At 66.5% G+C, this 24671-nt stretch carries 23 protein-coding genes and 2 tRNA genes; 17 read left to right on the top strand and 8 right to left on the bottom strand.

Going from position 1 to position 24671, the window contains the following annotated elements; translation table 11 throughout:
* Nucleotides 1-88: 88 nt before the first annotated feature.
* Entirely contained in the window at nucleotides 89-1108 is a 1020-nt protein-coding gene (gene earP / locus AC0IZJ_RS15510; RefSeq protein ID WP_471851360.1) for an elongation factor P maturation arginine rhamnosyltransferase EarP, read from the bottom strand.
* Between the two features lie 126 nt (nucleotides 1109-1234).
* On the opposite strand from earP, the gene uvrC reads away from it, so the two are divergent.
* The 7 genes from uvrC to AC0IZJ_RS15475 all read left to right on the top strand — a co-directional run bounded on the left by uvrC (nucleotide 1235) and on the right by AC0IZJ_RS15475 (nucleotide 7231).
* Nucleotides 1235-3127: an excinuclease ABC subunit UvrC gene (gene uvrC, locus AC0IZJ_RS15505; RefSeq protein ID WP_471851793.1), complete on the top strand. Its 1893-nt coding sequence runs from the start codon at nucleotides 1235-1237 to the stop codon at nucleotides 3125-3127.
* A 186-nt stretch (nucleotides 3128-3313) separates the two neighbouring features.
* A complete protein-coding gene (locus AC0IZJ_RS15500) occupies nucleotides 3314-3853 on the top strand; it encodes a hypothetical protein (protein WP_471851357.1) in 540 nt (179 codons plus the stop codon).
* Nucleotides 3854-3911: 58 nt separating this feature from the next.
* Nucleotides 3912-4478, top strand: a complete 567-nt coding sequence (gene pgsA, locus AC0IZJ_RS15495) for a CDP-diacylglycerol--glycerol-3-phosphate 3-phosphatidyltransferase (RefSeq protein ID WP_471851354.1) — start codon at nucleotides 3912-3914, stop codon at nucleotides 4476-4478.
* 225 nt (nucleotides 4479-4703) lie between these two features.
* Nucleotides 4704-4976: an HU family DNA-binding protein gene (locus AC0IZJ_RS15490; RefSeq protein WP_056201680.1), complete on the top strand. Its 273-nt coding sequence runs from the start codon at nucleotides 4704-4706 to the stop codon at nucleotides 4974-4976.
* 32 nt (nucleotides 4977-5008) lie between these two features.
* Nucleotides 5009-5084, top strand: a tRNA-Val gene (locus AC0IZJ_RS15485).
* A gap of 129 nt (nucleotides 5085-5213) precedes the next feature.
* Nucleotides 5214-7127 (top strand): SurA N-terminal domain-containing protein, encoded by a 1914-nt coding sequence (locus AC0IZJ_RS15480; protein WP_471851351.1) that lies wholly within the window; start codon nucleotides 5214-5216, stop codon nucleotides 7125-7127.
* Between the two features lie 28 nt (nucleotides 7128-7155).
* Nucleotides 7156-7231 (top strand) — tRNA-His (locus tag AC0IZJ_RS15475).
* 93 nt (nucleotides 7232-7324) lie between these two features.
* Here the strand turns inward: AC0IZJ_RS15475 and AC0IZJ_RS15470 are convergent.
* The 6 genes from AC0IZJ_RS15470 to AC0IZJ_RS15445 form a co-directional block, all read right to left on the bottom strand.
* The gene (locus AC0IZJ_RS15470) at nucleotides 7325-8566 is read right to left on the bottom strand and encodes a putative Na+/H+ antiporter (protein WP_471851348.1); all 1242 of its coding nucleotides are present in this window, start codon (nucleotides 8564-8566) and stop codon (nucleotides 7325-7327) included.
* A gap of 105 nt (nucleotides 8567-8671) precedes the next feature.
* Nucleotides 8672-11263, bottom strand: a complete 2592-nt coding sequence (gene acnB / locus AC0IZJ_RS15465) for a bifunctional aconitate hydratase 2/2-methylisocitrate dehydratase (protein ID WP_471851346.1) — start codon at nucleotides 11261-11263, stop codon at nucleotides 8672-8674.
* Nucleotides 11264-11285: 22 nt separating this feature from the next.
* On the bottom strand, nucleotides 11286-11696 hold the full coding sequence (locus AC0IZJ_RS15460; RefSeq protein ID WP_471851343.1) for a type II toxin-antitoxin system VapC family toxin: 411 nt from the start codon (nucleotides 11694-11696) through the stop codon (nucleotides 11286-11288).
* The gene (locus AC0IZJ_RS15455) at nucleotides 11693-11956 is read right to left on the bottom strand and encodes an AbrB/MazE/SpoVT family DNA-binding domain-containing protein (RefSeq protein ID WP_471851340.1); all 264 of its coding nucleotides are present in this window, start codon (nucleotides 11954-11956) and stop codon (nucleotides 11693-11695) included. Before AC0IZJ_RS15455 ends, AC0IZJ_RS15460 begins: the two co-directional genes overlap by 4 nt.
* A 106-nt stretch (nucleotides 11957-12062) precedes the next feature.
* On the bottom strand, nucleotides 12063-12650 hold the full coding sequence (locus tag AC0IZJ_RS15450; protein ID WP_471851337.1) for a hypothetical protein: 588 nt from the start codon (nucleotides 12648-12650) through the stop codon (nucleotides 12063-12065).
* Between the two features lie 119 nt (nucleotides 12651-12769).
* A complete protein-coding gene (locus AC0IZJ_RS15445) occupies nucleotides 12770-13771 on the bottom strand; it encodes an HpcH/HpaI aldolase/citrate lyase family protein (protein ID WP_471851335.1) in 1002 nt (333 codons plus the stop codon).
* Between the two features lie 97 nt (nucleotides 13772-13868).
* Here AC0IZJ_RS15445 and AC0IZJ_RS15440 point away from each other — a divergent pair, with 97 nt between their 5' ends.
* Entirely contained in the window at nucleotides 13869-15434 is a 1566-nt protein-coding gene (locus tag AC0IZJ_RS15440) for a methyl-accepting chemotaxis protein (protein ID WP_471851332.1), read from the top strand.
* Between the two features lie 61 nt (nucleotides 15435-15495).
* Here AC0IZJ_RS15440 and AC0IZJ_RS15435 read toward each other — a convergent pair whose 3' ends face one another.
* Nucleotides 15496-16482, bottom strand: a complete 987-nt coding sequence (locus tag AC0IZJ_RS15435) for a malate dehydrogenase (protein ID WP_471851329.1) — start codon at nucleotides 16480-16482, stop codon at nucleotides 15496-15498.
* A gap of 94 nt (nucleotides 16483-16576) precedes the next feature.
* Here AC0IZJ_RS15435 and AC0IZJ_RS15430 point away from each other — a divergent pair, with 94 nt between their 5' ends.
* The 9 genes from AC0IZJ_RS15430 (at nucleotide 16577) to AC0IZJ_RS15390 (ending at nucleotide 24665) form a co-directional block, all read left to right on the top strand.
* Nucleotides 16577-17305: a GntR family transcriptional regulator gene (locus AC0IZJ_RS15430; RefSeq protein ID WP_471851327.1), complete on the top strand. Its 729-nt coding sequence runs from the start codon at nucleotides 16577-16579 to the stop codon at nucleotides 17303-17305.
* 94 nt (nucleotides 17306-17399) lie between these two features.
* Entirely contained in the window at nucleotides 17400-17828 is a 429-nt protein-coding gene (gene sdhC / locus AC0IZJ_RS15425) for a succinate dehydrogenase, cytochrome b556 subunit (RefSeq protein WP_471851325.1), read from the top strand.
* 13 nt (nucleotides 17829-17841) lie between these two features.
* The gene (gene sdhD, locus AC0IZJ_RS15420; RefSeq protein ID WP_457427731.1) at nucleotides 17842-18201 is read left to right on the top strand and encodes a succinate dehydrogenase, hydrophobic membrane anchor protein; all 360 of its coding nucleotides are present in this window, start codon (nucleotides 17842-17844) and stop codon (nucleotides 18199-18201) included.
* 1 nt (nucleotide 18202) lies between these two features.
* Nucleotides 18203-19993 carry a succinate dehydrogenase flavoprotein subunit gene (gene sdhA / locus AC0IZJ_RS15415; protein ID WP_471851322.1) on the top strand — a complete coding sequence of 597 codons (1791 nt, stop codon included), beginning with the start codon at nucleotides 18203-18205 and terminating at the stop codon, nucleotides 19991-19993.
* Between the two features lie 27 nt (nucleotides 19994-20020).
* Nucleotides 20021-20722: a succinate dehydrogenase iron-sulfur subunit gene (locus tag AC0IZJ_RS15410; RefSeq protein WP_458232954.1), complete on the top strand. Its 702-nt coding sequence runs from the start codon at nucleotides 20021-20023 to the stop codon at nucleotides 20720-20722.
* Nucleotides 20723-20724: 2 nt separating this feature from the next.
* Entirely contained in the window at nucleotides 20725-20997 is a 273-nt protein-coding gene (locus AC0IZJ_RS15405; RefSeq protein WP_471851319.1) for an FAD assembly factor SdhE, read from the top strand.
* 30 nt (nucleotides 20998-21027) lie between these two features.
* A complete protein-coding gene (gene gltA / locus AC0IZJ_RS15400; RefSeq protein ID WP_471851317.1) occupies nucleotides 21028-22338 on the top strand; it encodes a citrate synthase in 1311 nt (436 codons plus the stop codon).
* 69 nt (nucleotides 22339-22407) lie between these two features.
* Nucleotides 22408-23334 (top strand): ribokinase, encoded by a 927-nt coding sequence (locus AC0IZJ_RS15395; RefSeq protein ID WP_471851315.1) that lies wholly within the window; start codon nucleotides 22408-22410, stop codon nucleotides 23332-23334.
* Between the two features lie 20 nt (nucleotides 23335-23354).
* Nucleotides 23355-24665 carry a TRZ/ATZ family hydrolase gene (locus AC0IZJ_RS15390; protein WP_471851312.1) on the top strand — a complete coding sequence of 437 codons (1311 nt, stop codon included), beginning with the start codon at nucleotides 23355-23357 and terminating at the stop codon, nucleotides 24663-24665.
* The last annotated feature ends 6 nt before the right edge of the window (nucleotides 24666-24671 follow it).

Raw genomic sequence — 24671 nt, 5'->3', positions numbered from 1 at the left:
GGCCGGGTAGTTGGAAAGGTCTGCCAGCCGATGAACCGTTGCAGCGCACCAGATTCCGTCTCGGCTTGGCGCGGCAAAGCCCGACATTCTAGCGGGAAGCCCCTAAAAACCAGAGAAGCTGGCTAAGCAGGTCGGCCTGGGCCGCCAACTGCGCACGCCATGCGCGTGCGTGCGCGCCGGCATCGGCAAGGCCCATCAGACGCGCCGGCAAGCCGCCGAGGCCGTTCCAGCCGCGCCAGACGGCACGCCACACCTCGGGCAGTTCCGCGCGCGTCATGAAGGCCTCGAGCTTGGCGTGGTGGGCCTTGTCGTCCTGCGGGTAGATCTGCCAGACGAAGGGCTTGCCGGCCCACTGCGCGCGCACGAACGAGTCCTCGCCGCGGACGAAATTCAGGTCACAGGCCCAGAGCAGCCGGTCGTAGTCGTCCTGGGCCAGATAGGGCAGGGCGACCGTGCGCAGGCCGGGCCGATTGGTGACCTGAGCTTGCAACGGCCCGGGGCAGGCCAGCAGCAGCGTCGGCTGATCAGCGAGAGCGTCCAGCAGCGGCGCCAGTGCCGGGTTGGCGTAGGCGAACAGGCTGACGACCCGCTCACCTGGCTCGGGGGACCAGCCTTGCTCGGCCAGCCAGGCCGGGCCGTCGAAGGCTGCGATGCGATCGAGCACGCCGGGCTCGCGCAGCAGCCCGCCGGTGCGGGACGTGAAGCCGGGGTAGAAGAAGTGCTTCGTCAACCCCGCGCCCGGGCCGCTGAACTGCGGCGAGGCCAGGCCGTGGCTGCGCTCGACGTAGTCCTCGGCGCTGAGGTATTCCAGGTTGATCCAGCGCGGCGCCGGCTGTCGGGCCGCCATGCGGGTGATGAAGGCCGGCGGCAGGTCGCAGCCAAAGGCTTCGATGACGACGTCGCCCGGCAGAACGTCGATATCGCCGCCCGGCCAGGGGCGGACCTCTACGCCGCTTGGCCGCTCCGGCGCCATCCACGCCAGCGCCGTTGCATCGTCGATCCACAGCCTTGCGCTTTCACCGCGCGCCGCCAGATCACGGGCCAGCCGCCAGCAGACGCCGAGGTCGCCGTGGTTGTCGATGACGCGGCAAAAGAGGTCCCAGATCATGGGGCGATTGTCCCAGGCCAAAATCCCGGAATGTCCAGCACGACCCCTTCAGACGCCGACCTCGGCGAGCAAGCCTCGGCAGAGCGCGCCGCCATCGAAGCCGCTGAGAAACAACGCGCGGCCGACATGGAGGCCGCCGCGCACGAGACGCGCGAGAAGCTGTTGGCCGAGGTCAACGCGCTGCCGGCCATGCCGGGCGTCTACCGCTACTTCGACGCCAAGGGCGAGGTGCTCTACGTCGGCAAGGCGAGGGAGCTGAAGAAGCGCGTCTCCAGCTATTTCCAGAAGAACCACGGCGGCACGCGCATCGGCGTGATGGTGTCGCGCATCGCCCGCATGGAAACGACGGTGGTGCGCACCGAGGCCGAGGCGCTGCTGCTTGAGAACAACCTGATCAAGACGCTGAACCCGCGCTTCAACATCCTGTTCCGAGACGACAAGAGCTACCCCTACCTGAAGATCACCTCGCACGCCTGGCCGCGCATGGCCTACTACCGCGGCGCGGTGGACAAGCGGCATCAGTACTTCGGGCCCTTCCCGAGCGCCTGGGCGGTGAAGGAATCCATCCAGCTGATGCAGAAGGTCTTCAAGCTGCGCACCTGCGAGGACAGTGTCTTCAACAACCGCAGCCGGCCCTGCCTGCTGCACCAGATCAAGCGCTGCTCCGGCCCCTGCGTGCCGGCCGGCCAGACAGCCGAGTACGCCCGTGACGTGCGGAGCGCCGAACGATTTCTGCGCGGCGAGACCGACGAGGTGATGGCCTCGCTGCAGGTGCAGATGGGCGCCTATGCCGAGCGCTTCGAATACGAACTGGCGGCCGAAGTGCGCAACCAGATCCAGGCGCTGTCCAAGGTGCTGCAGCAGCAGGTCATCGAGGAAAGCAGCGCCACCGGCGGTGAGCGTGACGTGGACGTGCTCGCGGTCAAGGTGCAGGGCGGCAAGGCCTGCGTGAACCTGGCCATGGTGCGCGGCGGGCGGCATCTGGGCGACCGGGCCTTCTTCCCCAAGCATGTCGAGGACGCGACGGCCATCCAGCTGGACGACGAAGAACAGCTGTCGCCCGAGCGACTGGTGCTGGAAGCCTTCATCGCCCAGCACTACCTGGCGTCGCCATTGCCCGGCCTCATCGTCCTCAGTGAGGCGGTTGACGCCGGCCTTGCCGACGCGCTGAGTACGCAGGCCGGCAGCCGGGTCACCGTGCAGGCGCAACCGCGCGGCCAGCGGCGCATCTGGCTGGAGATGTGCGTCAAGGGTGCCGAGCTGGCGCTGGCCCGGTTGCTGGCCGAGGAGGGCTCGCAGCAGGCGCGCACGCGGGCGTTGGTCGATGCGCTGGACCTGTCCGTCGCGGAGATCGACAAGTTCCGCGTCGAATGCTTCGACATCAGCCACACGGCCGGCGAGGCGACGATGGCGAGTTGCGTCGTCTTCGAGGGCCACCAGATGCAGAGCAGCCAGTACCGGCGCTACAACATCGAGGGCATCACCGGCGGCGATGACTATGCCGCCATGCGCCAGGTGCTGACGCGTCGCTACGCCAAGATGGCCGAAGCCGCGCAACTCGGCACCGGGCGCCTGCCCGACCTCGTGCTGGTGGACGGCGGCCGAGGCCAGGTCAGCATGGCCCGCGAGGTTTTCGAGGAGCTGGGGCTGGACTTGAGCCTCATCGCCGGCGTCGAAAAGGGCGAGGGCCGCAAGGTCGGGCTGGAGGAACTGGTGTTCGCCGACGGCCGTGAGAAGGTCTACCTGGGCCGCGACTCCGCCGCGCTGATGCTGATCGCCCAGATCCGCGACGAGGCGCACCGCTTTGCCATCACCGGCATGCGCGCCAAGCGCGCGGCCACGCGCACCGGCGGCTCGCGGCTGGAAGATGTGCCTGGCGTGGGCCCCAAGAAGCGCTCGCAGCTGCTGCAGCGCTTCGGCGGCGTGCGCGGCGTGGCGGGCGCCAGCGTCGACGAGCTCTGCAGCGTGAAAGGCGTTTCACGCGAGCTCGCCGAAGAAATCTACCGCGTGCTGCACTGAAGTGCAGAGCACGCGAGCTCGCCGAAGAAATCTACCGCGTGCTGCACTGAAGTGCAGAGCACGCGAGCTTGCCGAAGAGATCTACCGGGCACTGCACTGATTGCACAACGCACGAACTCGCAGAAGATGTCCACGCGCGTTGCGCTGAGCGCAAGCGTGCGACGAGAACAGATCCGGAGGAGAACCATGTCCATCGCTGACCGTGCCAGGAGCGTCTCTCCGTGGCTGATCGTGCCGCTGCTGGCCGCCTGCGGCGCCGCGCCTCGCGCGCCGGCGCCCGCGCCACCGCCGCCACCGATTCCTGCACCCGTTGCCGCACAGACCCTGGCGCCCGTGGCCCCGTCCGCACCGCAGCCCTCGGCCGCCATGCCCAAGCCCCAGGGCATGCCGGCGCCCAAGGCAGTGCGCACCCATGTGGACCTGCGCCGCCAGGCCGCCGAGCGCTTGGTCATGGCCAATCCGGAGCGCAGCTACATGACGCCCGCGCCCTCACATCTGCTGACGGTCATCGTGCTGGACGTGGAAGTGAAGGCCGACGGCAGCGTGCGCAAGATCAACGTCGTCCGCCCGCCCAGGTTCGGCCCTGAAACCCTGCAGATGGCCATCGACGCCGTGCACCGCGCCGCCCCCTTCGGTGATGTGCGCCGCATGCCCGAGCCCTGGCGCTTCACGGAGACCTTCCTCTTCGACGAGGACCGGCGTTTCAAGCCACGCAGCCTGGACTGAGGGTTCGCCACCACAAGCAGGCGGTGGCGGTGCCCCAGGCTTGGGCACAATCAAAGCCATGTTCCTGACCGTCCCGACTCTGCTGACCTGGGCCCGCATCGTGGCCATCCCGCTGATCGTCGGGGTGTTCTACCTGGACCTGACGCCTGCCCACCAGAACCTGCTCGCGACGGTGATGTTCGTCGTCGTCGCACTGACTGACTGGCTGGACGGCTATCTGGCCCGCAAGCTCAACCAGACCTCGTCGTTCGGCGCCTTCCTCGATCCGGTGGCTGACAAGCTGATGGTCTGCTCCGCGTTGCTGGTGCTGCTCAAGCTGCAGCGCGTGGATGCATTCGTCGCCCTGGTCATCATCGGGCGCGAGATCACCATCTCGGCGCTGCGCGAATGGATGGCGCAGATCGGTGCGGCGCGCAGCGTGGCCGTGCACATGGTCGGCAAGCTCAAGACCACGGCACAGATGGTTGCCATCCCTTTTCTGCTTTACGACGGCCGCCTTTTCGGCGTCATCCCCACCCATGTATGGGGGACGTGGCTCATCTATGCGGCCGTGGTGCTGACCATCTGGTCGATGGTCTATTACATGCGCAAGGCCGTGCCGGAAATCCGCGCTAAAGCGCGTTGAAGCACGCTGACCAGACACCCCCCAAACGAGTTGTATCGGGACTTTTCCTGCCCCTTGGGGCGTCTGGCGCGCGTCTAGAATCCGCTTCCCCGCGCGAGCCCGGGCCGTCGATTCGGCGGCCTCTCCTGGCTCCCGGCAGTACGCGGGCAAGCATTCGCATATCAGCTCTGCATCTCGGCCATGATGCCGGGCCCAACCGCTGAATCGTCCAATCTGGGGGCACGAGTGAACAAGTCCGAATTGATCGAGCACATCGCCAAGCAGGCCGACATTTCCAAGGCCGCCGCTGGCCGTGCGCTCGAGGCCGTCATCGGCGGCGTCAAGACGACGCTGAAGAAGAACGGCACCGTCTCGCTGGTAGGCTTCGGCACCTTCAGCATCACCAAGCGCGCTGCGCGAGCCGGCCGCAACCCGCGCACTGGCGATACCATCAAGATCAAATCGGCCAAGGTGCCCAAGTTCAAACCCGGCAAAGCGCTCAAGGACGCCGTGAACTGATACTTCGCCGAACCGAAATTCCCGGTTTCTCCGGGCGCTTAGCTCAGTTGGTAGAGCACCTCCCTTACACGGAGATTGTCGGCGGTTCGAGCCCGTCAGCGCCCACCATAGAATGCGACTCCCCTCGAAGGCGAACCTCGGTTCGCCTTCGTTGCGTTCTGACCCGCGTTTGATGCGCGCCCGATTGGCCGCCTAAGGCCGATTTAGGCCGCGTAAGACCCCCTCAAGGCTTTCGAGATGTTTGAATTCGTCCGCGCTCATACGCGCCTGTTCCAGTTCATCCTGCTGATCCTCATCCTGCCGTCCTTCGCCTTCGTCGGCATGCAGGGCTACACCAGCATGATGGATGGCCCCAACGCCGGCGTGGCCAGCGTTGATGGCCGCAAGATCACCCAGGCCGATTGGGACGCGGCGCTGCGCGAGCAGGCCGACCGCATCCGCCGCCAGAACCCCAGCGTCGACGCCAAGCTGCTGGACTCGCCTGAGATCAAGCGCCAGGCCCTCGACGGCCTCGTCAACGAGCGCACGCTGCAGGCGGCCGCCAACCACCAGCACTTCACGCCCAGCGCCGACGCCGTCAACGCGCGCTTCTGGAACGACCCGCAGTTCGCCTTCCTGCGCAACCCTGATGGCACGGTCAACAAGGCCATCCTCGCTGCCCAGGGCATGACGCCGTCCGGCTTCCTTGAACGCCTGCGCCAGGACTATGCGCTGCGCCAGGTCACCGCGCCCGTCGAGACCTCCACGGTTGCCGGCAACGCCAACGCCAAGCTTGCCTTCGACTCGCTGCTGCAGCAGCGTGAAGTGCAGATGCAGCGCTTCGACATCAAGGATTTCGCCGCCAAGCTCAACCCGAGCGACGCCGAACTCGAGGCTTTCTACAAGGACCCGGCGAATGCCGCCGGCTTCCAGTTGCCCGAATCGGCGCAGATCCAGTACGTCGTGCTCGACCTGGAGGCGCTGAAGAAGGACGTCAGCTTCACCGAAGAAGACCTGCGCAAGTACTACGAAGAGAACGCCTCGCGCTACGGCGTGCCCGAAGAGCGCCGCGCCAGCCACATCCTCATCAAGGCAGAGCGCAGTGAGCCCGCCGACGAGCGCGCCAAGGCCAAGGCCAAGGCGGAGGAATTGCTTGCCGAGGTGCGCAAGAACCCGGCGTCCTTCGCCGAAGTCGCCAAGAAGAACTCGCAGGACGAGGGCTCGGCGGTCAATGGCGGTGACCTCGATTTCTTTGGCCGCGGCGCCATGGTCAAGGAGTTCGATGCGGCCGTCTACGCGATGAAGCCGGGCGAGATCAGCAACCTCGTCGAGACCGACTTCGGTTTTCACATCATCCAGATGACCGGCACTCGTGGCGGCGAGAAGAAGCCGTTCGACGCCGTGCGCGCCGAGGTCGAGTCCGAGGTGCGCAAGCAGCTTGCCCAGCGCCGGTACTCCGAGGCCGCCGAGCAGTTCGGCAATCTCGTCTACGAACAATCCGACAGCCTGCAAGCCGCTGCCGACAAGCTCAAGCTGACCATCCAGACCGCCACGGTCGCTCGCCAGCCTCAGCCGGGTGCCCTCGGGCCGCTGGCCTCGCCCAAGCTGCTGGATGCCGTCTTCGGCGCCGATGCGCTGCGCAACAAGCGCAACACAGAGGCTGTCGAGACCGGCCCCAGCCAGCTCGTCTCAGCCCGGGTCACTCAGCACAACCCGACCCGCGTGCCGCCGCTGGCCGACGTGAAGGACAAGGTGCGCGGCCTGCTCGTCAACAAGCTCGCCGCTGCCGATGCGAAAAAGGCCGGCGAGGCCCGTCTCGCCGCGCTGAAGGCCAACGCCGCCGACACCGCTGGCCTGGATGCCGCCGTCACTGTCTCGCGCGCCAAGCCGATGAACCTCACGCGCACCCAGCTCGAAGCCGTGCTCGGCGCCGACGCGGCCAAGCTGCCGGCGGCCATCGGCGTCACTGCCGAAGACGGCAGCTATGTCGTCGTGCGCATCAATCAGCTGCAGCCGCGTGACGCCGCCGTCATCGACGACAAGCGCGCCGCTCAGCAATACGCCAGCGCCTGGGCCCGCGCCGAAGGCCAGGCTTATCTGGCTGTGCTGAAGTCCCAGTACAAGGCCGTCATCAAGGTCGCCGCCCCGGCGTCGGCCGCCAGCGCACCCTGATTTTTGCGCTATACTGCGTGGCTCTGCGGTGGTTGTAGCTCAGTTGGTAGAGTCCAGGATTGTGATTCCTGTTGTCGTGGGTTCGAGCCCCATCAGCCACCCCAAAAAATCTCGATGAGAATCGAAAGAAACGGACGCCTCGGCGTCCGTTTTCTTTTGCGCTGCGCCTCAGTACCAGCGCAGTTGCGGGGCCCTGGCTACAGCAGGAACAAGGCCGCCGCCACGGCCGTCGGCAGCAGGGCGCCGAGCAGCAGGCCGACCGCGCCGATGGACTCATCCTCGAAACCCTGCTTGAGGAGGGCCACGCCCGCCGGGTTGGGCGCGTTGGCGATGACGGTCAGGCCGCCGCCCGCTACTGCACCGGCGACCAGCATGTATTTGGCTGGGTCCGAAATGCCCTCGATCAGCGAACCCAGATAGGTCAGCGCCGCGTTGTCGGTGATCGCGGTCAGGCCCAGCGCGCCGAAGAACAGCGCCGTCGGCTGCAGGCTGGACACGATGGGTTGCAGCCACCACTGCTGCATGCCGCCCAGCACCACCAGGCCGGCCAGGAAGAAGCCCACCAGCAGCGCCTCCTTGAGGATCAGCGGGGTCTGGTGCTTTTCGTAGGCCTGGGCAAAGCCGAGAAAGAGCAGGAACAGCCCGAGGAAGATGACCGGGTGGTGCGCAAACACCACCACGCCGACCAGGAAGGCCAGGTGAATGGCCATGACCAGCCCAGGCACGGGCGGCGGCGAGTCGCCAGCCGCCCCCGGCGCCTCGTCGCGCAGATGCTTGCGCAGCAGCAAAGTGATGGCCGTGGCATTGATGAGCACCGCGATGGCCGCCTTCCAGCCGAAGGTGGCGGCCATGAAGGCGCTGCTCCACTGCCAGGTCGTCGCCACCATCAGCACCGGCGGAGCGGCGAAGGAGGTCAGCGTGCCGCCGATGGAGATGTTGACGAAGAGCACGCCGAGAGCGCCGTACTTCAGACGCTCGGGGATGCCGGCGCGGAAGACGCGCGGCGCCAGCATCAGCGCCGCCAGCGTCATCGCGGCGGGCTCGGTGATCAGCGAGCCGATCAGTGGCACGATGGCGATGCACAGCCAGGTCTGCGCCGTGACGCCCCGCATGGGCATCAGTCTGGCCACGGCCGCCACCAGCGCCTTGATTGCCTCCAGCACCGGCCTTGAGCCGGCCACAACCATGATGACGAAGACGAACAGCGGCTCAACGTACTGGCGGGTCTCAGCGTAGTCGACGGCCCGGTCTCCGCCCTGCACGACGGCCATCACGGCGACCAGCACGACGGCCCAGAAGCCGAACACCACCTCGACCTCGCCGAGCAGATGGAACAGGCCGGCATGGCGTGGATGACGGTGAGCCAGGTGCTCGAAGAACTTGGTGGCGAAGGTGTGCACCAGCGCCAGAGCGAACAGGACGGCGGCGATGATTTCCATGCGAGAGCGTTGGGTTGGCGGCAGGTGATGTCATCAGTATCACCGCGCCGAGTGCTCAGAAAAAAGCCCGCCGGGCGGCGGGCTTGCGGCTTGGGCCGGCTCGGCTCAGGCGGCCACGGCCTTGGCCGTGTCCGCATACTCCTCGATCTGGTCGAAGTTCAGGTACTTGTAGATGGCCGCGCCGTCCTTGTTCACGACGCCCATGGCTTCGTGGTACTCCTGCACTGTCGGGATGTGGCCCAGCTTGGAAGCGATGGCGGCCAATTCGGCCGAGGCCAGGAACACGTTGGTGTTCTTGCCCAGGCGGTTGGGGAAGTTGCGGGTCGACGTGGACACGACGGTCGCGCCTTCACGCACTTGCGCCTGATTACCCATGCACAGGCTGCAGCCCGGCATTTCGGTGCGGGCACCGGCCGTGCCGAAGGCGGCGTAGTGGCCTTCCTTGATGAGCTCGCTCTGGTCCATCTTCGTGGGCGGGGCCACCCAAAGCTTGACCGGGATGTCGCGCTGGCCGCCCAGCAGCTTGGCCGCGGCACGGAAGTGGCCGATGTTGGTCATGCAAGAGCCGATGAAGGCCTCGTCGATCTTGGTGCCGGCGACTTCGGACAGGAACTTGGCGTCGTCCGGATCGTTGGGGCAGCAGAGGATGGGTTCCTTGATGTCAGCCAGGTCGATCTCGATGACGTGGGCGTACTCCGCGTCCTTGTCGGCCTCCAGCAGCTCGGGGTTGGCCAGCCAGGCTTCGACCTTCTCGATGCGACGTTGCAGCGTTTTCGCGTCGGCATAACCGTCGGCGATCATGTTCTTCATCAGCACGACGTTGCTGGTGAGGTATTCCTTGATCGGCGCCGGGTTCAGCTTGATCGTGCAGCCGGCGGCCGAGCGCTCGGCGGAGGCGTCCGACAGCTCGAAGGCTTGCTCGACCTTCAGGTCAGGCAGGCCTTCGATTTCGAGGATGCGGCCCGAGAAGGCGTTCTTCTTGCCGGCCTTGGCCACCGTCAGCAGACCGGCCTTGATGCCGTACAGCGGGATGGCGTGCACCAGGTCGCGCAGTGTCACGCCCGGCTGCATCTCGCCCTTGAAGCGAACCAGCACCGACTCGGGCATGTCCAGCGGCATGACGCCGGTGGCGGCACCGAAGGCGACGAGGCCGGAACCGGCCGGGAAGGAGATGCCGATGGGGAAGCGGGTGTGCGAGTCGCCGCCGGTGCCGACGGTGTCGGGCAGCAGCAGGCGGTTGAGCCAGCTGTGGATGACACCGTCACCCGGGCGCAGCGATACGCCGCCACGGTTGCTGATGAAGGCGGGCAGCTCACGGTGGGTCTTCACGTCGACCGGCTTCGGATAGGCCGCCGTGTGGCAGAAGGACTGCATGACCAGATCGGCCGAGAAGCCCAGGCAGGCCAGATCCTTCAGCTCGTCGCGGGTCATCGGGCCGGTCGTGTCCTGCGAGCCGACGGTCGTCATCTTGGGTTCGCAATAGGTGCCCGGGCGCACGCCCTGGCCTTCCGGCAGGCCGACGGCGCGGCCGACCATCTTCTGGGCCAGCGTGAAGCCCGCCTTGGTTGCCGTCGGCGGCGACGGCAGGCGGAACAGCGTGCTGGCGGCCAGGCCGAGAAACTCGCGCGCCTTGGCGGTCAGCGAGCGGCCGATGATGAGGTTGATGCGGCCGCCGGCACGCACTTCGTCGAAAAGCACGTCGCTCTTGAGCTTGAAAGTGGCGACGGTCTCGCCGTTCTTCACCAGCTTGCCTTCATAGGGCAGCACGTCGATGACGTCACCCATCTCCAGCTTGGACACGTCCACCTCGATCGGCAGCGAGCCCGAGTCTTCCTGCGTGTTGAAGAAGATCGGCGCAATCTTGCCGCCCAGCGTGACACCGCCGAAGCGCTTGTTCGGCACGAAGGGGATGTCCTGGCCGGTGGCCCAGATGACGGAGTTGGTGGCGGACTTGCGCGAGGAGCCGGTGCCGACGACGTCACCGACGTAGGCGACGAGATTGCCCTTCTTCTTCAGGTCCTCGATGAATTGCATGGGGCCGCGCTTGCCGTCCTCCTCGGGCGTGAAGGCCGCATCAGAACGGGTGTTCTTGAGCATCGCCAGGTAGTGCAGCGGGATGTCCGGGCGGCTCCAGGCGTCGGGTGCGGGCGACAGGTCGTCGGTGTTGGTCTCGCCGGGCACCTTGAAAACGGTGACGGTGATCTTGGTGTCGACCTCGGGGCGCGATGTGAACCACTCTGCGTTGGCCCAGCTCTGCATCACGTCCTTGGCGTAGGTGTTGCCGGCCTTGGCTTTGGCGGCCACGTCGTTGAAGAAGTCGAACATCAGCAGCGTCTTCTTCAGGCCTTCGGCGGCGACACCGGCGACTTCGGCGTCGTCCAGCAGCTCGATCAGCGGATGCACGTTGTAGCCGCCCACCATGGTGCCCAGCAGCTCGGTCGCCTTGGCCTTGGAGATGAGGGCCACGCTGATGTCTCCATGCGCGACGGCGGCCAGGAAGCTGGCCTTCACCTTCGCGGCGTCGTCCACGCCCGGGGGCACGCGGTGGGTCAGCAGGTCCAGCAGGAAGGCGTCTTCACCCGCAGGCGGGGCCTTGATCAGCTCGATCAGCTCGGCGACCTGCTTGGCTTCCAGGGCAAGGGGCGGGATGCCGAGTGCGGCGCGCTCGGAAGCGTGTTGGCGGTAGGTGGCAAGCATGGGGGGTTCTCCGTGGTGCAGGTCAGTGTTGAGCTTTGGGCACGATCAGCCTCAAGCCTTTGAAATAGTCGCGAAAGAAGCCGTCATCACGGGTGATGAGGGCCTGGCATTGCAGCAGCGCGTGGGCGCCGATGAGGAAGTCTGCGACGACTCGCTGGCGCGCGCCACCCCGGTCACGGTAGCGGCGCTGCATGTGGCCGGCGCGTACGGCGGCAGCTTCCAGGACGGGGTCGAAACGCAGGCCGAACTCCTTCAGCGAGTCCATGACGGTCTCGCGGGTGTCTAGCAAGGTTTGGACCTCGGCGGCCACGGCGTCGCAGATGACGACTTCGCCTTGACCCAGCGCCAGGGCCAGGGCCTCGGCGGAGGCGTCGCCGTAGCGGGCGTCGCCCGTCAGCACGTCGACGAGCACCGAGGCATCGACAGCGATCATTCCTCGTCGCTCGGCGCGGGGTAGGGGTCGCCGGGCGCGCGGCCACGCAGGGCGCGCATCGCCTCGTCGGTGCTGGTGAAGCCCTCGGCCAGCTTGAAGCGGCCGCGCAGCTTGGCCAGCGCGTCATCGACGTTCTTGCGCAGGATGATGCGCCCGCCGTCCAGCTCGACCTTGAGCGTGGTGCCCTTGGTCAGGCCGAGGGCATCTCGGACGGCTTTGGGCAGGGTGATCTGCCCGCGTTCGGCAACGGTGGCTTCCATGGCGGCCTCCAGCGGCTGAGCGCCGCGGGCCGCAGCGACTCAGGTATGCATCAGAAAGTATGTATGCATTCTACATACCTGTGCCTGGATGTTTCAAGCCGAGGGCTCATTTGCCGGCCGTGGGCGTGATGCCCAGGCTGCTGCGCGCCGCAGCTGCGGCTTCAGCCTCGGGATCGTTGATCCTGGCGGCCTTCGCGGCTTCCATCAGCTTGGTCTGCTCGGGGTGAACGCAGTCGTCCAGCAGGCGCTGGCCGATCTTGGTGTCGAGCAGCATGGACTTGTTGGCGATCTGGATCATCAGGGTGCGGCCGGTCACGTCCTCTAGGCGCAGCGCGCCGGTGGACGACAGCACGGGCTTCATCGTGATGAACTGCTTCTTCCAGGCAACGTTGATGTAGCCGGCCACCTTGGGGTGCTTGTCGATGTGCACGGTCTCCTTGAACTCGCAGGCGTAGTCGCCGAGGTAGGCGCGCTCGGCGGCGGCGAGCTGGGCTTCATCGGCATCCGTCAGCACCGGCTCCGGCGGCGGAGGCGGCGTCTTCTTGGCCGGCGCGGCCTTGGCAACCGGCTTGGCTGCGGGCTTCGCTGCAACGGGCTTGGTGGCTGCCTTGGTGGGCGGCGTCTGCGCCAGAACGGGGAAGGCGGCGCAGAGGATCAGGGCAGCGGCGCTGCGGCGGAGCGGGGGAAACTGCATCGGAGGTGGGGTGAGAAAAGAATGAAATGAGGCGGCGAATCATGGCCTCCAAAAGGCCTCGCCGGGGTGAGCAGATGTAGGCATTGTCCGGCGCGAAAAATCGCACACGGCACCGTGATTTACCCGATGGCTACTGGGAAGAACGCCTGCTGCGCCTCGGTGGGCAAGGCGCGCCCGGTGCGTTCGGCGCGCTCCAGTACGGTCCAGAAATAGCGGTAGCTGGCGCGGTCGTGGAGCCGGTCGCGGAAGGAGGTCGGCGCCCAGTGCGCAGCCTGCGCAGCCAGCAGCAGCTCGGCGGCTTCCGCGATCTCGTCGGCGGCGGGCGCGAAGGCTTCGACGATGGGCCGGATCTGGTCAGGGTGGATGCTCCACATGCGCGTGTAGCCAAACTCGCGCGCGGCGCGGCGCGCGGCGGCGGACAGGCGCTCGGTATCGCGGAACTCGGTGACGACGCAGTGCGAAGGCGTCTTGCCGAAGGCGTGTGCGGCGGCGGCGATCTCCAGCTTGGCCCGCACGACCAGCGGATGCTCGAACTGCCCCGGCAGCTCCATTGCCGTCTTGGGAATGGCGCCGCCGTGTGCGGAGACGAAGTCCATGAGGCCGAAGGACAGAGATTCGATCCGCGGGTGGGCGGCGATGCGGAAGACCTCGCGCAGCGCGCCGTGGGTCTCGATGAGTACCTGCAGCGGCAGCTTCGGCTTGGCGTGGCGCTCGCAGGCCAAGTCGATGGCGGCGGCGGCGCGCTCCACGTCGACGGCACTGTCGGGCTTGGGAATCATCAGATAGGCCAGCCGCCCGCCGGCCCGTGCGATGAGCGTGTCGACATCGGCCTCGAAGGCCGCATGGCCGAAAGGGTGGACGCGCGCGCCGACGCGGCCGAAGCGGTTGGCCGCGCTGGAGGCCAGTTCCGCGATCAGCAGCGCGTGTTCGGCCTCGCCGCCGACCGGGGCGCCGTCCTCGGCGTCCAGCGTGATGTCGAAGACGGGGCCGAGCTCGGCCTGCAGGGCCAGGCTCTTGCGCATGCGGGCCTCGACGCCGCAGTAATGGTCGACGACGGGCAAGGCCGGGCGGGCGGCTTCATGGCCGAACAAAGCGGCGCGGGGATGGAGGAGAGCGCTCATCGCAACACTTTAGCGAGGCTGGAGGCGTGCATTCCGCACTGACGCGCCGCCACTGGACGTGCAAGCATCGGTGCCCAACAAACATCAGGAGACGTCCATGATCAGACTCGAAGCGCTCAGCTGTTCGCGTCGCCTGGCCTTGCAGACGCTCGGCGCCGTCCTGGGCGTGCTGCTTGTGGCCGGCTTTCTGCTGTTCTCCGAACGCAGCCTGATCATGAACGAGCGCCAGCAGGCCGTGCGCCAGGCGGTTGAGGTGGCGCACGGCGTCGTCGCAAGTTTTCATGCGCAGGTGGCTGCGGGCAAGCTCTCCGAAGACGACGCCAGGAAGGCGGCGCTGACCGCCGTGAAGGCGCTGCGCTACAGCGGCAACGAGTACTTCTGGATCAACGACAACACGCCGGTCATGGTGATGCACCCGATGAAGCCGGAGCTCGATGGCAAGCCGCTGTCAGCCAGCAAGGACCCGACCGGCAAGGCGCTGTTTGTCGAGATGGTCAACATCGTCAAGGCCCAGGGCGCCGGCTTCATCCCCTACATGTGGCCCAAGCCCGGCAGCGAGCAGCCGGTGCCGAAGGAGTCCTATGTGAAGGGCTTTGCGCCCTGGGGCTGGATCGTCGGCTCTGGCGTCTATGTCGACACCGTCAACCAGGCGATCTGGAAGCGTGTCTGGCAGGTGGGCGCCGGTGTGCTCGTCCTCGTCGGCGTGCTGCTGACGCTTGGCCTGGCAATCACGCGCAGCATCACGCGCCAGCTCGGCGGCGAGCCGGCGGCGGTCAACACCATCACCCGTCAACTTGCCGATGGCGACTTGAGCGTCGATATCCCGCTGAAGGCGGGCGAACACGCCAGCGTCATGCAGGGCGTGAAGGCCATGCGCGACAGCATGGCCAGCATCGTGAAGCAGGTGCGCGACGGTTCGGAGTCGGTTGCGAATGCCAGCTCCGAGATTGCCTCCGGCAACCAGGACCTGAGTGCTCGCACCGAAAGCCAGGCGAGCGCGCTGCAGCAGACGGCGGCGTCCATGGACGAGCTGGGCGCGACGGTGCGCAACAACGTCGACAACGCCCAGCAGGCCAATCAGCTGGCGCAGAACGCCTCGCATGTCGCGGCCGAGGGCGGCCAGGTCGTCAAGCAGGTCGTCGAGACGATGAAGGGCATCAACGACAGCTCGCGGCGCATCGGCGACATCATCTCGGTCATCGACGGCATTGCCTTCCAGACCAACATCCTGGCCCTGAACGCTGCTGTCGAGGCTGCGCGGGCGGGCGAGCAGGGCCGCGGGTTTGCCGTGGTGGCCGGCGAAGTGCGCCTGCTGGCCGGCCGCAGTGCCGAGGCGGCGCGTGAGATCAAGACGCTGATCTCGCAGAGCATGGAGCGCGTGGACCGCGGCAATACGCTGGTCGACCAGGCCGGCGCGACGATGGACCGCGTCGTCAGCAGCATCCAGCGGGTGACGGACATCATGGGCGAGATCAGCTCGTCCAGCGCCGAACAGAGCGCCGGCGTGTCGCAGGTCGGCTTGGCCGTCACGCAGATGGACCAGGCCACCCAGCAGAACGCCGCGATGGTCGAGGAGATGGCTGCGGCAGCCGACGGGCTGAAGGTGCAGGCCCAGCAGTTGGTGGAGACGGTGTCGACCTTCCGGCTGCCCGCCACGCGCTGAGCGGTGCCGCAATGAAAAAGGGCCTCCCGAGGGAGGCCCTTGTCGTTTGTGAAGCCGAGGCTTACAGCAGGTGCTTCACGCCGTCCTGCTCGTCCGTCAGTTCCTTCAGCGTCTTGTTGATGCACTCCTGCGAGAAGGCGTCGATCTCGATGCCCTCAACGATCTTGTACTCGCCGCCTTCGGTGGTGACGGGGTAGCCGAACATGACTTCCTTCGGGATGCCGTATTCGCCATTCGACGGGATGCCCATCGTGACCCACTTGCCGTTGCTGCCCAGGGCCCAGTCGCGCATGTGATCGATGGCGGCGTTGGCGGCCGAGGCGGCCGACGACAGGCCGCGAGCGGCAATGATGGCCGCGCCGCGCTTGCCGACGGTGGGCAGGAAGACCTCGCGGTTCCACTGCTCGTCGTTGATCAGTTCCTTCACCGACTGGCCGTCGATGGTGGCGTTGCGGTAGTCGGCGTACATCGTCGGCGAGTGGTTGCCCCACACGGCCAGCTTCTCGATGGAGGCGACGGCCTTGCCGGTCTTGGCGGCCAGTTGCGATGCGGCGCGGTTGTGGTCCAGGCGCAGCATGGCGGTGAAGTTCTTGGCCGGCAGGTCCGGGGCCGACTTCATCGCGATGTAGGCGTTGGTGTTGGCGGGGTTGCCCACCACCAGCACCTTGACGTTGCGCGAGGCCACGGCGTTCAGGGCCTTGCCCTGCGTCGTGAAGATGGCGCCATTGATCGACAGCAGCTCGGCGCGTTCCATGCCCGGGCCGCGCGGGCGCGAGCCCACCAGCAGCGCGTAATCGGTGTCCTTGAAGGCGGTCATCGGGTCGCTGTGCGCTTCGATGCCGGCCAGCAGCGGGAAGGCGCAGTCTTCGAGTTCCATGATCACGCCCTTCAGGGCGTTCTGAGCCTTCTCGTCGGGGATCTCCAGCAGCTGCAGGATGACGGGCTGGTCCTTGCCCAGCATTTCGCCCGAGGCGATGCGGAACAGCAGGGCGTAGCCGATCTGGCCGGCAGCGCCGGTGACGGCGACGCGAACGGGTTTCTTGCTCATGAAAGTCTCCGAAGGGGCAGTTGAAAAAGCGGGCTAGGGCGTGCCGCCCTGAACCCAACAAGTGTAGGGGCAGACCCTGTGCTGCAATGCGCCGATGCCCCCCGCCAAGCCCAGGTCACCCGCGCCGCTGTACGAACAGATCCGCCAGTTGATCGTTGCGGCGCTGGCCGCCGGCGAGTGGCGGCCGGGTGATGCCTTGCCCAGCGAGGCGGCGCTGGCCGAGCGCTTCGGCGCCAGTGCCGGCACGGTGCGGCGGGCGCTGGACGAACTGACGGCCGCGCACATCGTCGAGCGCCGCCAGGGCAGCGGCACCTTCGTGTCGACGCATGCCGAGCCGCGCCAGCAGTTCCGCTTCCTGCGCTTGGTGGCGGACGACGAGGCCCGCGGCTTCACGCGTGAGTTGCTCGGCTGTCGACGCGTGCGCGCCTCGGCCGAGGTTGCCCGCGCCCTGGGTCTGCGCACGTCGGAGCCCGTCGTCGAGGTGCGCCGGCTGTTGCATCGGCGTGACCGACCCGTCGTGCTTGATGAACTCTGGCTTCCCGAGCGGCATTTCGAAGGCCTGAACGCAGAAGTGATCGCAGACCATCCCGGCACGCTCTACGCACTCTTCGAGTCGCGTTTCGGCGTGCACATGGTGAGGGCAGAGGAGAAGCTGCGCGCGGTCGCCGCGACACCCGAAGCAGCGGCGCTGTTGCATGTTGCCCATGGGGAACCGCTGCTCAGCGTCGAGCGCCTTGCCTACACGTACGGCGACCGACCGGTCGAACTGCGGCGCGGGCTTTATCACACCGGCGCCGATCACTACCGCAATGAGTTGAACTGAAACTGACGATGGCGCAGTGCAGCATGAAGGCGGGTCAAGTGAACGCTTGGCCCTAGAATTGTTTGGTTTCACCTCGATTACGCAGGGCCGACCCATGACGGACAGCGCAAAGCCAAGACCCGTATACCGAAATATTCACGTCACCCAGATCCTGTCCTACCGCCTGCCTCCCGCCGGCATCGTCTCGATCCTGCATCGCATCAGCGGCCTGCTGATGTTCCTGTTGCTGCCGTTCGTGATGTGGATGCTGGATGCAAGCCTGACGTCGGAGATCTCGTACGACGGTTTCACCAACGTATTTGCGGCGGGTGTCGCCGGCCTGCCGGGCTGGTTCATCAAGCTCGTCGCACTGGCCCTGCTGTGGGCCTATCTGCTGCACTTCATCGCCGGCGTGCGCCATCTGTGGATGGACGCGACGCACAGCGTCAGCAAGGCCCAGGGCCACAGCTCGGCGCTGGTGACGCTGGTGCTGAGCACCGCGCTGACGCTGCTGCTCGGCGCCAAGCTGTTCGGCCTGTACTGACAAGGACAACAACATGAGCACTTTTGGCTCCAAGCGCATCGTCGTTGGCGCGCATTACGGCCTGCGTGACTGGCTCGCCCAGCGCGTCACCGCCGTGCTGATGGCCCTGTTCACCGTCGCGGTGCTGGCCCGTTTCCTGATGCCCGGCGAACTGGGCTATGACCACTGGGCCGGCGTGTTTGCGCCGCAGTGGATGAAGCTGCTGACCTTCGTGGCCATCGTCGCGCTGGCCTATCACGCCTGGGTCGGCGTGCGGGATATCTGGATGGACTACGTGCAGCCGGTCGGCATCCGGCTGACCCTGCAAGTGATTTCGATCGTGTGGTTGCTTGGCTGTGCCGGCTGGGCCATCCAGGTGCTGTGGAGACTGTGAGATGACGGCAAAGATTTCGACCCGCAAGTTCGACGTGGTCATCGTCGGAGCCGGCGGCTCCGGCATGAGGGCCTCGCTGCAGCTGGCGCTGGCCGGGCTGAACGTGGCTGTGCTGTCCAAGGTCTTCCCGACCCGCTCGCACACCGTCGCCGCTCAAGGCGGCATCGGCGCGTCCCTGGGCAACATGTCCGAGGACAACTGGCACTACCACTTCTTCGACACCGTCAAGGGTTCGGACTGGCTGGGCGACCAGGACGCCATCGAGTTCATGTGCCGTGAGGCGCCCAAGGTCGTCTACGAGCTTGAGCACTTCGGCATGCCCTTCGACCGCAACGCCGACGGCACGATCTACCAGCGCCCGTTCGGCGGCCACACGGCCAACTACGGCGAGAAACCCGTGCAGCGCGCCTGCGCCGCGGCCGACCGCACCGGCCACGCGATGCTGCACACGCTGTATCAGCAGAACGTCAAGGCGCGCACGCAGTTCTTCGTCGAATGGATGGCGCTGGACCTGATCCGCGACGCTGAAGGCGACGTGGTCGGCGTGACCGCACTGGAGATGGAGACCGGCGAGGTCCACATCCTGCAGGGCAAGACCGTGCTGCTGGCCACCGGCGGCGCGGGGCGCATCTTTGCCGCCAGCACCAACGCCTTCATCAACACCGGCGACGGCCTGGGCATGGCGGCGCGCGCCGGCATTCCGCTGGAAGACATGGAGTTCTGGCAGTTCCACCCGACCGGCGTGCACAACGCCGGCGTGCTGCTGACCGAAGGTTGCCGCGGCGAAGGCGCGATCCTGCGCAACGCCAACGGCGAGCGCTTCATGGAGCGCTACGCACCGACGCTGAAGGACCTGGCGCCGCGCGACTTCGTGTCCCGCTGCATGGACCAGGAGATCAAGGAAGGTCGCGGCTGCGGTCCGAACAAGGACTACATCAACCTCGACATGACCCACCTCGGCGGCGACACCATCGCCAAGCGCCTGCCGTCGGTGCTGGAGATTGGCCACAACTTCGCCAACGTCGACATCACGAAGGAGCCTATCCCCGTGGTGCCGACCATCCACTACCAGATGGGCGGCATTCCCACCAACATCCATGGCCAGGTGGTGGTGCCCAAGGACGGCAAGCCCAACGAGATCGTCAAGGGCCTGTACGCCGTCGGCGAATGCGCCTGCGTCAGCGTGCACGGCGCCAACCGCCTGGGCACGAATTCGCTGCTCGACCTGCTGGTGTTCGGCCGCGCGGCCGGCAACCACCTGGTGGCTGCGGATCTGGGCAAGCAGTCGCACAAGGCGATGCCCGCCGACGCGGCCGACCGTTCGCTCTCCCGCCTGGCCCGGCTGGACGGCAGCACGAGCGGTGAGTACGCGCAGGATGTGGCCAATGACCTGCGCGCCGCCATGCAGCAGCACGCCGGCGTGTTCCGCACGCAGGCCATGCTCAACGAGGGCGTGACCCAGATCGCCGCGATTGCCGAGCGGGTCAAGAACATCACGCTCAAGGACAAGTCCAACGTCTTCAACACCGCGCGCATCGAGGCGCTGGAAGTGGAGAACCTGATCGAGGCGGCGCAAGCCACCATCGTCTCAGCCGCAGCGCGCACCGAGAGCCGTGGCGCGCACACCGTGAACGACTACGGCGACACGCCGGCCCACCCCAACGGCCGCAACGACGAGCAGTGGATGAAACACACGCTGTGGTACTCCGAGGGCAACCGTCTGGACTACAAGCCGGTCAATCTCAAGCCGCTGACGGTCGAGTCCATTCCGCCCAAAGTCAGAACCTTCTAACGCGTCCTGTCTGTCGAGAGAAACTTCATGAAGCGCACCTTCCAGATTTACCGCTACGACCCGGACAAGGACGCCAAGCCCTACATGCAGACCCTTGAGGTCGAGCTGGATGGCTCCGAGCGCATGTTGCTGGACGCCTTGAACAAGCTGAAGGCTGTTGACCCCAGCCTGTCCTTCCGCCGCTCCTGCCGCGAAGGCGTCTGCGGCTCGGACGCGATGAACATCAACGGCAAGAACGGCCTGGCCTGTCTGACGAACATGCGCACGCTGCCGGGCACCATCGTGCTCAAGCCGCTGCCGGGCCTGCCCGTCGTGCGCGACCTCATCGTCGACATGACGCAGTTCTTCAAGCAGTACCACTCGATCAAGCCCTACCTGGTCAACGACAACATCCCGCCCGAGACCGAGCGGCTGCAGTCGCCCGAGGAGCGCGACGAACTCAACGGCCTGTACGAGTGCATCCTGTGCGCAAGCTGCTCGACGAGCTGCCCGAGCTTCTGGTGGAACCCCGACAAGTTCGTCGGCCCGGCAGGTCTTTTGCAGGCCTACCGCTTCATCGCCGACAGCCGCGACGAAGCGACCGCCGAGCGCCTGGACAACCTCGAAGACCCGTACCGCCTGTTCCGCTGCCACACCATCATGAACTGCGTGGACGTCTGCCCGAAGGGCCTGAACCCCACGAAGGCCATCGGCAAGATCAAGGAATTGATGGTCCGCCGCGCGGTCTGACGATGGTTGAAGCAGTAGAGGCCCTGATTGATGAGCGAGCGCTGTCCAAGCTGCGCTGGCGCTGCCGCCGGGGCCTGCTCGAGAACGACATCCTCATCGAGCGCTTCTTCAACCGTCATCCCGAGGGCATCAGCGTCACGCTGGCCGATGGCCTGACCGCGCTGATGGACCTGGCCGACAACGACCTTCTCGACCTGTTACTGCGCCGCAAGGAACCCAGTGGTGAAATCGACACTGCTGCGGTGCACAAAGTTCTCGCCGAACTGCGCACCTGAACCGATTTTCAATACCCAAAGGACTGCACCATGACCCCGTCCGACGTGAAAGCCACGCTGTCGTTCTCCGACGGCAGCCCCTCGATGGAACTGCCCCTGTACAAGGGCAGCATCGGCCCGGATGTTATCGACATCCGCAAGCTCTACGCGCAGACCGGCAAGTTCACGTATGACCCCGGCTTCCTGTCGACGGCGTCGTGCAACTCCACCATCACCTACATCGACGGTGACAAGGGCGAACTGCTGTACCGCGGCTACCCCATCGAGCAACTCGCGGTGAACTGCGACTACCTCGAAACCTGCTATCTGCTGCTCTACGGAGAGCTGCCCAACGCCGCCGAGAAGGCCAATTTCGAAGACCGTGTGATGCACCACACCATGGTCAACGAACAGATGCAGTTCTTCCTGCGCGGCTTCCGCCGTGACGCCCACCCGATGGCCGTCATGACCGGCCTGGTGGGTGCGATGTCTTCGTTCTATCACGACAGCACCGACATCAATAACCCCGAGCATCGCGAGATCTCGGCGATCCGCTTGATCGCCAAGATGCCCACGCTCGTGGCCATGGCCTACAAGTACACCGTCGGCCAGCCCTACATCTACCCGCAGAACAACCTCAGCTACGCCGGCAACTTCATGCGCATGATGTTTGCCACGCCGTGCGAGAGCTACGAGCCCAACCCGGTGCTCGTGCGGGCGATGGACCGCATCTTCACGCTGCATGCCGATCACGAGCAGAACGCGTCGACCTCGACCGTGCGCCTGTGCGGCTCGTCGGGCACCAACCCGTTCGCGGCCATTGCGGCTGGCGTGGCCTGCCTGTGGGGCCCCGCGCACGGCGGCGCCAACGAGGCCTGCCTGAACATGCTGGGCGACATCCAGAAGCAGGGCGGCGTCGCCCGCATCGGCGAGTTCGTGAGCAAGGTCAAGGACAAGAACTCCGGCGTCAAGCTGATGGGCTTCGGTCACCGCGTCTACAAGAACTACGACCCGCGCGCGAAGCTGATGCGCGAGACCTGCCACGAGGTGCTGAGCGAGCTGGGCCTGGAAAACGACCCGCTGTTCGAACTGGCCATGAAGCTGGAAAAGATTGCGCTGGAAGACGAGTACTTCGTCGCCCGCAAGCTCTACCCGAACGTCGACTTCTACTCGGGCATCGTGCAGCGCGCCATCGGCATCCCGGTGCCGCTGTTCACCGCCATCTTCGCGCTGGCCCGCACGGTCGGCTGGATCGCCCAGCTCAATGAGATGATCGGCGACCCCGAGTACAAGATCGGCCGCCCGCGCCAGCTCTTCGTCGGCGCCACGCCGCGCGACGTCAAGCCCATCGCCCAGCGCTGATCGGTCCACGCGCGCTGCGAACCCCTCGGTCTTCCCGAGGGGTTTTTCATTTGGAGGCCCCAACAGCCCATGGCTACCGCACCTGAGATCCTCGTCCTCGGCAGCGTCAACCGCGACCTCATCGTCCATGCGCCGCGCCTGCCGCTGCCGGGCGAAACCTTGCGCGGCCAGCGGTTTGGCTCCTGCCTGGGCGGCAAGGGTGCCAACCAGGCGGTGGCTGCGTCGCGACTGGGTGCGCGCGTGGCTCTGGCTGCACGGGTGGGCTTGCTGGAGAACGGCGCGGCGATGGTGGAGCAGCTGAAAGGCGAGGGCGTCGACACGCGCGCCATCGCCCAGCCGGCCGACGAGGTGCCGGGTGTTGCCCTCATCGTCGTAGGCGCCGAGGATGCCGAGAACCAGATCGTCACCGTCGCGGGGTCCAACGGCACGCTGCCGCTCGAGCAGGTCGAGGCGCTGGACCTGACCGGCCTGCGCTGGCTCGTCGCTCAACAGGAACTGCCCCTGGCGAGCATCGCGCGCGCCTTCGAGCGGGCCCGTGCCGCTGGCGTGAAGACGGTGTTGAACGCCGCGCCCTTCCGACCCGGCAGCGAAGGCTTGCTGCACCTTGTCGACCTGCTGGTCGTCAATTCATTGGAGGCTCAGGCGCTTGTCACGACGCTCGGTGGCGCAGCCGCGGAGCCGGGTGCGTTGGCAGAGACCCTGCGCGCCAAGGGCCCCGCCGCCGTGCTCGTGTCGCTGGGCGCCGACGGGCTCTGCTGGGTCGACGCCGACGGCGCGCGTCATGTCGCCGCGCGGCCGGTCCAGGCGGTCGACACGGTCGGTGCTGGCGATACGCTGGTAGGCGCCCTCGTCACGGCTTTGGCCGAAGGCCAGTCCATCGACAACGCGCTTGCATTCGCCCAGGCCGCTGCGGCCCTGGCTGTATCCCGCCCCGGCGTGCAGGACGCGATGCCGCGCCGCGACGAAGTCGAGCTACTGCTCGCACAAAACAACTGAAATCCCACAAGGAGAACACGATGTCCCAGACCCTGTTGCTGCCCCGCTGGCTGCTGACGATGAAGCCGGGCGAGCCCGTGCTCGACGACCACGCGCTGCTGATCGACGGCGAGCGCATCGCCGCCGTCGGCCCGCGTGCCGACCTGCTGGCCCAGTACCCGCAGGCGGAGCGTGTCGAACTGCCCGAGCAGATCCTCATCCCCGGCCTCATCAACGGCCATGCCCATTCGGCCATGACGCTGCTGCGCGGTGTGGCCGACGACGTGCCGCTGATGGACTGGTTGCAAAACCACATCTGGCCGCTGGAGAAGAAGTGGGTCAGCGAGGAATGGACCTACCTGGGCTCCAAGCTCGCGGCCGCCGAAGGCCTGCGCAGCGGCACGACCTACATCAATGACATGTACTTCTTCCCGACCGCGATGGCCCGCGCCGCCGTGGATTCGGGCGTGCGCGCCGCCGTGTCGATGAACGTCATTGATTTCCCCACCGGCTATGCGTCTGGCCCCGACGATTACATCGCCAAGGGCATCGCCGCCTACGAGCAGTACAAGGGCGAGAGCTTGCTTGACTGGACCAGCGCGCCGCACGCGCCCTACACGGTGTCCGACGAGACCTTCATCAAGCTGCGTGACCTGGCCGAGAAGCTGAACATCCAGATGCACTGCCACATCCACGAGACGGCGGGCGAGGTGGAGGACGGCATCAAGGCGCATGGCGTGCGCCCCATTGAGCGGCTGGACAAGCTGGGCCTGTTCAGCGAACGCATGGTCGCCGTGCACATGGTCCACCTCAACGAGGCCGAGATCGAGTTGATGGCGAAGAAGGGCGTGCACCTGGTGCACAACCCCAACTCCAACCTGAAACTGGCTTCGGGCGTCATGCCGCTGAAGGCGCTGGAGACGGCCGGCGTCAACACCATCCTCGGCACCGACGGCGCCGCATCCAACAACCGCCTGGACATGTTCGGCGAGATCCGCTCGGCCGCGCTGCTGGCCAAGGGCATCACCGGCGACCCGACGGTGGCCTCGGCACGCACGGCGCTGGAGATGGCCACCATCCGCGCCGCCAAAGCCATGGGCCGCAGCCACGATCTCGGCTCGCTGGAAGTGGGCAAGCTGGCCGACGTCGTTGCCGTCTCGCTGGACAGCATCGAATGCCAGCCTGTCTACAACGCCGCCGCCCAGCTCGTCTACGTGGCGGGTCGCGAACAGGTCAGCAATGTCTGGATCGGCGGCCGGCAGGTGCTCAAGGAGCGCCAGCCGACGACCATCGACGTGCCGACGCTGCTCAGCGAGGTGCGCGACGTCGTCAACCGGATGAAAGCCGGCTGACCGCAG

It is taken from the genome of Roseateles sp. AC306 (assembly GCF_979253795.1).
This window is presented reverse-complemented; position numbering and strand designations above follow the sequence as displayed.